This window comes from Chrysiogenia bacterium (assembly GCA_020434085.1).
GTDB lineage: Bacteria > JAGRBM01 > JAGRBM01 > JAGRBM01 > JAGRBM01 > JAGRBM01.
In genome coordinates this window covers 1-9738 of the sequence record JAGRBM010000608.1, presented here as the reverse complement: position 1 = coordinate 9738, position 9738 = coordinate 1, and the positions used below count along the sequence as shown (strand labels likewise).

Annotated in this window: 10 protein-coding genes; 9 read left to right on the top strand and 1 reads right to left on the bottom strand. The window is 64.4% G+C overall.

All coding sequences use genetic code 11. The features are described 5' to 3' along the window. The 4 genes from KDH09_19820 to KDH09_19805 all read left to right on the top strand — a co-directional run. Positions 1 to 331, top strand: a 331-nt coding sequence (locus KDH09_19820; protein MCB0221956.1) for a hypothetical protein, incomplete at its 5' end; no start/stop codon positions are given. Positions 332 to 422: 91 nt separating this feature from the next. Beyond that, a complete protein-coding gene (locus tag KDH09_19815; protein ID MCB0221955.1) occupies positions 423 to 1532 on the top strand; it encodes a ferritin-like domain-containing protein in 1110 nt (369 codons plus the stop codon). A gap of 116 nt (positions 1533 to 1648) precedes the next feature. Further along, positions 1649 to 2497: a patatin-like phospholipase family protein gene (locus KDH09_19810; protein ID MCB0221954.1), complete on the top strand. Its 849-nt coding sequence runs from the start codon at positions 1649 to 1651 to the stop codon at positions 2495 to 2497. A gap of 87 nt (positions 2498 to 2584) precedes the next feature. Further along, positions 2585 to 4366, top strand: coding sequence for a S8 family serine peptidase (locus KDH09_19805; protein ID MCB0221953.1), 1782 nt, complete (start codon positions 2585 to 2587; stop codon positions 4364 to 4366). 4 nt (positions 4367 to 4370) lie between these two features. Here KDH09_19805 and sugE read toward each other — a convergent pair whose 3' ends face one another. Then, positions 4371 to 4697 carry a quaternary ammonium compound efflux SMR transporter SugE gene (gene sugE / locus KDH09_19800; GenBank protein MCB0221952.1) on the bottom strand — a complete coding sequence of 109 codons (327 nt, stop codon included), beginning with the start codon at positions 4695 to 4697 and terminating at the stop codon, positions 4371 to 4373. Positions 4698 to 4867: 170 nt separating this feature from the next. Between sugE and KDH09_19795 the strand changes: the two genes are divergently transcribed. From KDH09_19795 to KDH09_19775, 5 genes are all read left to right on the top strand, one after another. After that, a complete protein-coding gene (locus tag KDH09_19795; protein ID MCB0221951.1) occupies positions 4868 to 6133 on the top strand; it encodes a chloride channel protein in 1266 nt (421 codons plus the stop codon). 167 nt (positions 6134 to 6300) lie between these two features. Next, positions 6301 to 6738, top strand: coding sequence for a hypothetical protein (locus KDH09_19790; protein MCB0221950.1), 438 nt, complete (start codon positions 6301 to 6303; stop codon positions 6736 to 6738). Between the two features lie 176 nt (positions 6739 to 6914). Next, complete coding sequence (locus KDH09_19785) at positions 6915 to 8567, top strand: thiamine pyrophosphate-binding protein (GenBank protein ID MCB0221949.1); 1653 nt, start codon at positions 6915 to 6917, stop codon at positions 8565 to 8567. Between the two features lie 2 nt (positions 8568 to 8569). Next, entirely contained in the window at positions 8570 to 9157 is a 588-nt protein-coding gene (locus KDH09_19780) for an isochorismatase family protein (protein ID MCB0221948.1), read from the top strand. Positions 9158 to 9310: 153 nt separating this feature from the next. Further along, positions 9311 to 9738: hypothetical protein (locus KDH09_19775; GenBank protein ID MCB0221947.1), on the top strand; the 428-nt coding region annotated here is incomplete at its 3' end.

Genomic DNA, 9738 nt, shown 5'->3' with positions numbered 1-9738 from the left:
CGCGCGGCTGCTGCTTCGCTCGCTTATCGAGCGCGACTTCGAGGACTCGGGCATCACGCGCGAGGAACTGGCCAAGCGCCACGGGGCCTACGTGTATCAGATTCTGCAGTTCGCCTCCCGGACCCTGGAGAAGGGCATTGAGAATGGGGAGTTCCGCAAGCAGTCGGTCGGGCACTTCGTGCAGACCCTCATCGGTGCGCTGCTCTTCCACTTTGCCTCGGGTGAGAACGGGGTAGTGGGATTTCGCGGCAGTATTTTCGAGCCCGAACGCGTCGAGCGTCGCAAGGAAGAGCTGAGGGCCTTTCTTCGGGGCGCCGTGCTCGCAAAGTAGGAACGAACGCCCGGCAGCGCTGGAGTGAGCGCGCCGGAGCGATTGAAGAGAGAACAAAGACTTCGCAGGAGCGAATAAGGAGTCCCAGGTCATGGAGCATTTTCAGAAAGAACATCGCGTCAATTACGGCAACTTTGAAGCCATCGAGTGGAGTGACCTCACCGAGGTCAAGAAGATGCGTGAGGCGCTCACCTTTGACGCCCCGCTCGAAGTGAACTGGGCCTGGGATTACGTGGGCCAGGTCGAAGAACTGCGCCGTCTCTATGAGATCGCCAAGCGTCGTCAGTGGAACGCCGAGGAAGATCTGGACTGGAGTGAACAGATTGACTGCAAGAAGCAGTGGGGTCAGGCCAAGGAATACTCCCCGATCGCCCAGTGCGTGGAAATGCTCGGCGGTGCCGAGGACGACGTGCGCAGCGCCACGTGGGACAATTTCGGCTACGTGTGCTCGCAGCTTCTCCACGGCGAGCAAGCCGCCCTCGAAATCTGCGGCCAGCTCTGCGCCGTGTGCCCGGACATGGACATGAAGTTCTTTGCCGGCACGCAGGTCTACGACGAGGTTCGCCACATCGAGGCCTTCTCGAAGTTCATCACCCGCAAGATCGGCAAGATCTATCCCGTCGACCCGAACGTGAAGTTCCTGCTTGAGCAGATCCTCTCGGCCGATACCTGGCAGAAGAAGACGCTGGGCATGCAGACCCTGTTCGAGGGCATGGCGCTGGGCATCATGCAGATGCAGGCGCAGGCCTCCGACGTTCCTCTCTTCGACAAGATGATCAAGTACATCATGCTCGACGAGTCGCGCCATGCGGCCTTCGGCGTCATCAGCATGAAGAAGACCATGGAGAGCGCCGACACCTCGCCCGAGATGAAGGCGGAGCTCGAGGACTGGGCCTACTACATTCTCGAGTGCCTGAACGCCGGCCAGTACTACGGCCCGTTCGCGGCGCTGGGGCCCAAGTATGGTCTGGACGCCCACAACATGGCGGCCATGCTCTACAACCTGCCCGATTCGAACGAGGCCAAGAGCCTGCTCTACACCCATGCGACGATCCCGCATTTGAAGAACCTGGGCCTGATTACCGAGCGCACCCGCGAGAAATACGCCAAGATCGGCCTGTTCAGCGATCTCGAAGTCATCCCGACCCAGTCGATCGCCACCGAGGGCGCCTTCGACGACACCCCCGTGGCCGAGTCCTGAATCTGACGCAAGCGTCACCAAAGAGCGCCCCGGCCCTGCGGCCGGGGCGTTTTCTTTTTAGGTAAGTTGCGTTAACTCTTGGCCGGTGCGGGCGCGCGTGCCCGCGGAGCGAGGCCATGAGCAATCAATTCTCCATCGTCCTGGCGGGCGGCGGCTGCCGCACTTTCTGGAATATCGGCGTGCTGCGTGAGCTGCAGGACCTGCTTCCCCCGCCGCGTGAGTGGGCGGGCGTCTCGGCCGGTTCGGCCATGGCCGTGATCACTGCTGCGGGCAAGGTCGATGAAGCGATGGACGCCTTCCTCGAAGCGACGGCGAAGAACCCGCGCAACTTCTATCCCTCGCGTGTCTTCGGCGAAGAGCCCGCGTTTCCCCACGAGAACATGTATCGCGGCGTGCTGCGCCAGGCCCTCTCGAACGGCGGCTTCGAGCGGCTCAAGAACGGCCCGTTGGTGCGCATCCTGCTGGCCTTCGTCGATCGCGGGCAACCGCCGCTCCGCACGGCATTCGGCGCCATGCGCGCCTATTCCAAGCGAAAGAAGACCCACATCGTCCACGGCCCCGAGCAGCCCCACCCGGGCCTTGGCGCCGAGGTGCGCACCGCCCAGGAAGCGGCGAGCGCGGACGAAGTGATCGACCACATCCTCTATTCTTCGGCGACCCCGCCCGTCACGAGAGTCCCGCGCATCGACGGCCGGACCTACATCGACGGCGGCTTCGTCGACAACGTCCCCGTCCGCGCCCTCTCCGAGCAGGCGCGCGCCGGCAAGGTGCTCGTCCTGCTCACCCGCCCCGTTCCCGAGCAGCACCTGCCCCAGAGCGAAACGCGCCTGTACCTTGGCCCCGAGCAGCCAACTCCGATCCAGAAATGGGACTACACCAGCCCCGAGAAAATCCGTGCCACCTACGAAATGGGCCGCGCCGACGCGCGCCGGTTCATCGAGCGGGTGGAGGAGTTTGTGCGGTAGCACACCGCTTCTTCTACCAGACACGGATCCGACGCCTTCATCGCCTTCATGCGCTACACTTCCCCCCACGGGGGCAAGGGAAGCTGCATGAAGCGTTCGGCTCTACTTGCGCTCCTCATCGCGTTTGCGCTCATTGCTTGCGATGACGAGCGGCGCATCTTTGCCGACCCCTTGGGGCTCATTGCCACGGCGGGGCCCGCGCGCGTGCGCCTGCACTGGCAGGGGGTCGAGGGGGCCGATGCCTACCGCATCTACGGCGCGGACGCGCCCGATGTGCTTTCCGGCAAGAGCGAAGCGCGCGGCGCGCCCGTCGAGGTAAGCGGCACGGACTACTGCGAGGGTGCGCTTGCCGAAGATGTGCCGCGCTACTACGCCGTGGTCGCCATGAAAGGCGGCGAGCCGCTGAGCGCTTCGTGGGAGGTGGAGGCCACTCCGCAGGGGGCGCCCAGCTACGACGATCCGCTCTTCGGTAACCAGTGGCACCTGCTTAACACCGGCCAGGACGGCGGCACGCCGTGCGAGGATCTCAACGTCATGGACGCCTGGGCGCGCGGCTACACCGGGGCGGGCGTGCAGGTGGCCACCCTCGATGGCGGCGTGGCAACCGGACACCCCGACATTCAGGGCGCGTTGATTCGGGATGGAAGCTGGGACTACCTTGAAGAAGACACCGATCCAACCTCCGGCGATGTGAACGGCGTGGCCCACGGAACCTGGGTGGGCGGCGCAATCGCCGCGCGTCAGGGCAATGCTGAAGGTGGTAGCGGCGTTGCGCCGGGGGCGGAGCTGGCGGCCTACAACTACCTGCAGGACGCCGACGAGGCGAACCTGCTCGACGCCACCATGCGCGGCTCGCCGCTCATTGCCATTCGCAACAACAGTTGGCAGCCCGATACGAACGGACCCGGGCGCATCAATCCCGCGCCCGATTCCTGGAAGAATGCGGTGGAGGACGAACTCGCGGACGGACGCAGCGGGCTCGGCACGATCTTTGTTTTTGCCGCCGGGAACTACGGCAATGCCAGCGGCAGCGGGCTCTTTGCCAATGCGCCGCCGGCAAACACGAACTACAACGGCCATGCCGTAAACCACGGCGTCATCACCGTCGCAGCCATCGGCGATGACGGTGTGCGGACGATCTATTCAGAGCGCGGCGCCAACCTGTGGGTGAGCGCGCCGAGCATGGGCCGGGGCTTCAACGGGATCACGACCACCAACTCGCCCGATACCTACACCGACTTCGCGCTGGGGACCTCGCTCTCTGCGCCGATGGTCTCGGGGATCGTGGCGCTGATGCTGGAAGCCAGTCCCGAACTGGGCTGGCGCGACGTGCGCGAAATCCTCGCCCGCAGCTCCCGCATGACGGACCCGGAAAGCCCCGGCTGGGCGTTCAATGGCGCGGGCTTTCATGTGAGCCATGACTACGGCTTCGGCGCCGTGGACGCCTCGGCCGCCGTGCGCATGGCCGAGTGGTGGCAGCCCATTACCGCGCCGCAAAAAACAGCCGAGTCCGCGCTTCGCGAGCCTGCGCTCGCCATTCCCGATGACGACATGACCGGCGTGAGCGATGCGCTGGAACTCTCCGGCAGCGGGATCTCATTCGTCGAGTGGGTCGAGATCGACTTCACCAGCGACCACGCCGACTCTGGCGACCTGGAGATCGTGCTCACGAGCCCAATGGGCACAGAGAGCATTCTTGCCGAGCTGCACACCTGCCCGGGATGCACGGCCTACGACGGCTGGACCTTTGCGAGCTCGTTCAACCTGGGCGAGCGCGCCGACGGGGAGTGGACGCTTGAGGTTCGCGATCTCAAGAGCGGCGATACCGGGGCGGTGCAGAGCTGGCGGGTGCGCGTGCGCGGGCGATGATGGCTCAGTGCGCCGGGGCGCTGAGCAGCTTGAGTCCGGCGATGCCGCCGACGATCAGGGCCAGGCATGCCAGGCGCGCCGCATCGCGGGGCTCGCCCATGAAAGCCATGCCATAGAGCGCGGTGCCCGCGGCGCCGATGCCGGTCCAGACGGCGTAAGCCGTTCCGACCGGCAGCTCCTTCATCGCCAGCGAGAGCAGGGAGAAGCTCACAAGCATGGCCAGAAGGGTCCCGATGCTGAACCACAAATGGGTAAAGCCCTCGGAGTATTTAAGCCCGACGGCCCAGATGACTTCGAAGATGCCCGCGATGATGAGAATGCGCCATGCCATGTAAGGAAACCCCGCAACACGGATGTGGGCGTTAATAACCAGATCGGCTGCACACTGCAAGCCCGCGGCTCCGCTGCCTCGGCAGGGGCATGGCTGGCCGTGCAGCGGGCACGCACCTATAGTGCGCGACCGTAGAAACGGGGCGGCGTTCCGATATCCGGGGAACAACCATGAATGAACAGACAGACAAGGAAGTAGAGCGCTCCAACGAGTTGCCCTATTTGCTGGTGGCGGGCGCGGGCGCCCTGGGCGGCGTGGTCGGCCTCGCCTATGTCGCTTGTGTGACGTGGCTCGAAGGGCATCTGGGGCCGGGAGCGCACGGCGGCCTGGTCCATGTGGCGGTGATGGTCGCGATCGGCCTGCTTGTCGGTTTGATCGAGCACTGGGTCGGCAGTGCCGGAGATGTGGAACTGCTGGTCGACAATATCCATGTGCTCGGGGGCGCGCGGGGGCGCCGTGAGCTGCGTTCGCTGATTCCGGTTTCCCTGCTGTGCATTGCATCGGGCGGAGCGGCCGGCCCGGAGGCTCCGTTGGTGCAAACCACCGGTTCGTTGGGGACATGGATTGCAGAGCGGCGGGGCTTGAGTGTCGTGCAAATGCGAATTCTCACCATCACCGGGATGGCTGCCGGGTTCACGGTCCTGTTCGGGGCCCCGCTGGGCGCGGCGGTGTTTGCGCTGGAGATCCTCCACCGCAAGGGGCTCGAATACTACGAGGCGCTTGTGCCTTCGCTCGTGGGCGCGGTGTGCGGTTACGCGGTGTTTGCCCTGGGCCGGATGGCACACCTCGAACCGGTCTGGCATTTCCCGGCGGAGTATTTGCTTGCTCCGATCGATCTGGGGTGGGCGGTGTTGGTGGGCATTGCGGGCACGGTGGTGGCATGGGGGTTTGTCGCGCTCACGCATGCGCTGCGTAAAATATTCGAACAACTGCCCCGGCCCATGCGCCCGATGGCCGGCGGGTTGGTGCTGGGCCTGCTGGGACTGTGGACCCCCTATGCCCTGACTTATGGCGAGGTGCAGGTCGAATCACTGGCTGCTTCACCGGTACTCTGGGGCGTGCTGGCAACGGCGGCGCTGGGCAAGTTTCTGGGCACTTCGGTAACGGTCAGCTCGGGGTGGCGCGGTGGGTTCATCATTCCCTTGTTCTTTCTCGGGGTGTGCGGGGGGCGTTTGTTGCATCTGGCCGTTCCGGGTACCAACGAGGTCGTGTTGATGGGAGCGCTCATGGCCGCCATCAATACGGGGGTGACCAAGACCCCCCTTGGCTCGACCCTGGTCGTGACGGCGATGTCAGGTGTGCATCTGTTGCCCACCACGTTGACGGCCGCGCTGACAACGCTGCTGTTGAGTGGCCGGATCAGCCTCATCTCCAGCCAGCGTCCCAGAGCGGAGATGAACGGCGCAATGCCTGCGATGGCGCCGAGCACCCTCTGATGATGTCAACCTGCCGCGACAGTGATTGACGCGGCAACTTGACAACCTCGCGGGGGCGCTGAAAGGTTCCGTTGTAACTAGCTGAAATTACTTGATGTTTTATGTGTACTCATTTTGGCACGGTCCCTGCTTTATCTGGAGGTGACCCACGTAGATTGAGGCACTGAATGATGATCTTTGCCACGACACAACTCGCAGAACAGGCCCGCCGCGGTTACCGCTGGGTGGGCCGGGCTTATGTTGTGCTCATTACCGTGTGTCTGGTCTGGCTCTTTTCCGCCGGGTGTTCGGGCGTGGGGCCGCGGGTCGAGATGGCGCCCGAGACGGGGCCCGTCGTCGCTGGCGAGCAGGTGCGCCTGCTGCGCGCGCGAGAGGGCGTGGCCGAGCTGCTTCCCGAGGGACTGACCTGGGAAGTGGACGGTGTCCCCGGTGGCTCGCCTTTCTACGGTCAGATCCTGCCCGACGGGGTCTACATTGCCCCCGAGGTGAGCGCCCCGCGCAGCTTCACCGTGCGCCTGGTTCGCCAGAGCAAGGACGGCGAGCGTGCCGAAGTGCTGGCCACGCGGACCATCGACGTCCTGCCGCGGCCCATGAGTGAATCCTAGCCTGAGGCCCATTCAGTAGTAGTTGCCCTGGCAGCCCCCGTTCGCGACCGTTTCCTCCTTCCCCCATCACGGTCGCGCAGCGGGGGTCGCCCTGTTCGTTGACTTCCCCGCCTGCTCCAACAACGCTCCCTGCTGAGCAACAACCAGCGCGCACACTGTCTCTGGAGGACACACCCATGGCCATGGATGGCGGACACCTGCTTGTAGAGGGACTGAAGCAGGAGGGGGTCGAAGTCGTATTCGGCCTCGCCGGTTTCCACGTTTCACCGATTTTCAATGCCTGCCTGGATGCGGGCATCAAGCTCATCGACGTGCGGCACGAGCAGTCTGCTGCCCACGCCGCCGACGGCTGGGCGCGCGCAACCGGAAAGCCCGGCGTGTGCATCGTCACCGCCGGTCCGGGCGTCACGAACACCGTCACCGGTCTTGCCGTGGCCTACCAGGCCAACGTGCCCATGGTGCTCATCGGCGGCAAGGAGCCGTTCATGTACCTGGGGCAGGGCGCCCTGCAGGCCATGGACACCGCGGGCCTGGTGCGCACCGTGACCAAGGCCCAGTACACCGTCTATGAGGCCAAGCGCATTCCCGAATATGTCTCGATGGCCTACCGCGAAGCCCTCTCGGGCGTTCCCGGTCCGGTCTATCTTGAAGTGCCCTTCGACCTGCTCATGTTCCCGGTCGATGAAAAGACCGCGTGGTTTCCCAAGAGCTACCGCACGGAGGTCCGCACGGTCTCCGAGCCCTCCTATATTGCCAAGAGCGCCGACCTCATCGAGGCGGCCGAGCGCCCGATCATCATCGCAGGCGGCACCGTTCGCTGGTCGCAGGCAGAGGAAGACCTCATCAAACTGGCCCAGCAGATCGACGCGCCGATTTATCTGAACGGCATGGGTCGCGGCTCGGTGCCGCCGGACCATCCCAACTTCTTCTCGCTTTCACGCGGACCCACACTCGGCAAGGCCGACCTCGTCGTGCTGCTGGGAACGCCCATGGATTTTCGCCTGGGATACGGCAAGCAGAAGTGGCCGCCCAACTGCAAGGTGCTCCAGATCGACCGCGTACCCGACATCATCGGGCGCAACCGCGATGTGGACGTGGGGCTGGTGGGAGACGCCAAGCTCAACCTGCAGGCGATCAGCGCCGAGCTCGACTCGCGTAGCTACAAGGTCGATCGCGGCGGCTACCTCGAAGCCATCCGCAAGGACGAGACCGAGCGCTACCAGAAGATGGTTCCCGCCATGGACGCGACCGACAGCCCCATCATTCATCACCGCATGGCCAAGGCCATCGACAACGTGATCGATGAAGACACCATCGTGATCGGTGATGGCGGCGACATCGTGGCGATCAGCTCGAAGATCATCCGCATTCACAAGCCCGGCCACTGGATGGACCCGGGGCCGCTGGGGTGCCTGGGCGTGGGCGCGGGCTATGCGCTGGCGGCAAAGGCCGCGCACCCCGACAAGAAGGTGCTGCTGCTCAACGGTGACGGCACCTGGGGCATGAACGGCATGGAGCTCGAAACCGCGCTGCGCCACGACCTGCCCATCGTCTGCGTGGTGGGCAACGACTCTGGCTGGGGCCAGATCCGGACGCCCCACAAGATGGTCTATGGCAAGGACAAGCTCATCAGCACCGAGCTGCAGTACACCCGCTACGACAAGATCGTTGAGGCGCTTGGCGGCCACGGAGAATACGTCGAGAAGCCCGAGGACCTCGAACCGGCGCTCCAGCGCGCCTTCGATTCGAACACGGTCGCCTGCGTCAACGTGAAGCTCGACCCCGAGGGCCTCGAGCGCTACCAGGGCATGAAGGGATACGCGTTCTAGCAATGAGTGAGCACAAACAGATTGCCGACCAGCGCATCCGCGCCGATCAGGCGATGGTGCTGGTGATCGACTACCAGGAAAAGCTCTTTGCCGCCATGCCCGAGAAGGCCGGCAAGCGTCACCTGGGGAACATGGGGGCGTTGCTTCGCGGGATGCAGACGCTGGGGATCCCGGCCATCGTGACCGAGCAGTATCCCAGGGGGATCGGCCCGACGCTCTCCGAGGTGAAGGATGCTCTGGCAGGAGATCTCGCCCCGGTCGAGAAGGTCGAGTTCTCCTGCTGCGAGAACGACGACGCGCTGGCCGCCATTCGCGGCATTGCCGACAAGGGCCGCCGCAGCGTGATCGTCTCGGGCATGGAGACCCATATCTGCGTCTACCAGACGGTACTCGACCTGCTGGGGCGCGGACTCAATGTCCATGTGGTGGCCGACACGTGCCTCTCGCGTCGCCGCGAGAACTGGGAGCGGGGCCTCGCCCTGTGCGAGCGAGCCGGGGCGGTCATCACGAGCACCGAGACTGTGCTCTTCCAGCTCCTGGGCAAAGCCGGCAGTGCCGAGTTCAAGACCATCTCAAAGCTGATTCAATAGGGCGGGGGTCCGTTTGGGCCCCCTTTCTTCCCCCTTGACGCCGCGCGTTGTCGCGCCCAGAATGACTCCCGCGTCAGTTTAGGGCCTCCCGGAGCGATTCAGGGACCCCTGCGCAAACACCGGCGCGGAGCACTCCGGGAAGGACACCACGACATGGCACTGGATTTAGGACGCATGCTCGAGCGCTGCCGCAAGGGGCAGTGGAACGTCGACGACTTCGACTGGAACACCAAGCCCGCTCCCATGAGCAAGTTCGACGAGATGGAGATCTGTCAGGCTTTCACGAACCTGATCTACATCGAGCGCATCGCCGCGCTGGCTTTTCTGGAATTCTCCAAGACCGGCGAGCTGGAGACCGAGCGGGCCATTTTCGAGACCTTCTACGACGATGAGATCCGCCACGCCGAGGCGATGTTCCGGCTCTCCAACTACTTCAACCAGAACAATTACAAGATCTACACACCCGACCCGGCGCTCGTGCAGTTCGTCCGCACCATCACCACCACGATCAAGGACATCAACCCCGAGTTCGCCTCGGCGATGGTGACCCTGGGGGAGCTGGTGCTCGACGTGGCGCTGCT

Bases quoted from the DNA above. Each gene is read 5' to 3' on its own strand.
- KDH09_19810 (MCB0221954.1), top strand. From the start codon at position 1,649: ATGAGCAATCAATTCTCCATCGTCCTGGCGGGCGGCGGCTGCCGCACT.
- KDH09_19790 (MCB0221950.1), top strand. From the start codon at position 6,301: ATGATGATCTTTGCCACGACACAACTCGCAGAACAGGCCCGCCGCGGT.
- KDH09_19805 (MCB0221953.1), top strand. From the start codon at position 2,585: ATGAAGCGTTCGGCTCTACTTGCGCTCCTCATCGCGTTTGCGCTCATT.
- KDH09_19785 (MCB0221949.1), top strand. From the start codon at position 6,915: ATGGCCATGGATGGCGGACACCTGCTTGTAGAGGGACTGAAGCAGGAG.
- sugE (MCB0221952.1), bottom strand. From the start codon at position 4,697: ATGGCATGGCGCATTCTCATCATCGCGGGCATCTTCGAAGTCATCTGG.
- KDH09_19815 (MCB0221955.1), top strand. From the start codon at position 423: ATGGAGCATTTTCAGAAAGAACATCGCGTCAATTACGGCAACTTTGAA.
- KDH09_19780 (MCB0221948.1), top strand. From the start codon at position 8,570: ATGAGTGAGCACAAACAGATTGCCGACCAGCGCATCCGCGCCGATCAG.
- KDH09_19795 (MCB0221951.1), top strand. From the start codon at position 4,868: ATGAATGAACAGACAGACAAGGAAGTAGAGCGCTCCAACGAGTTGCCC.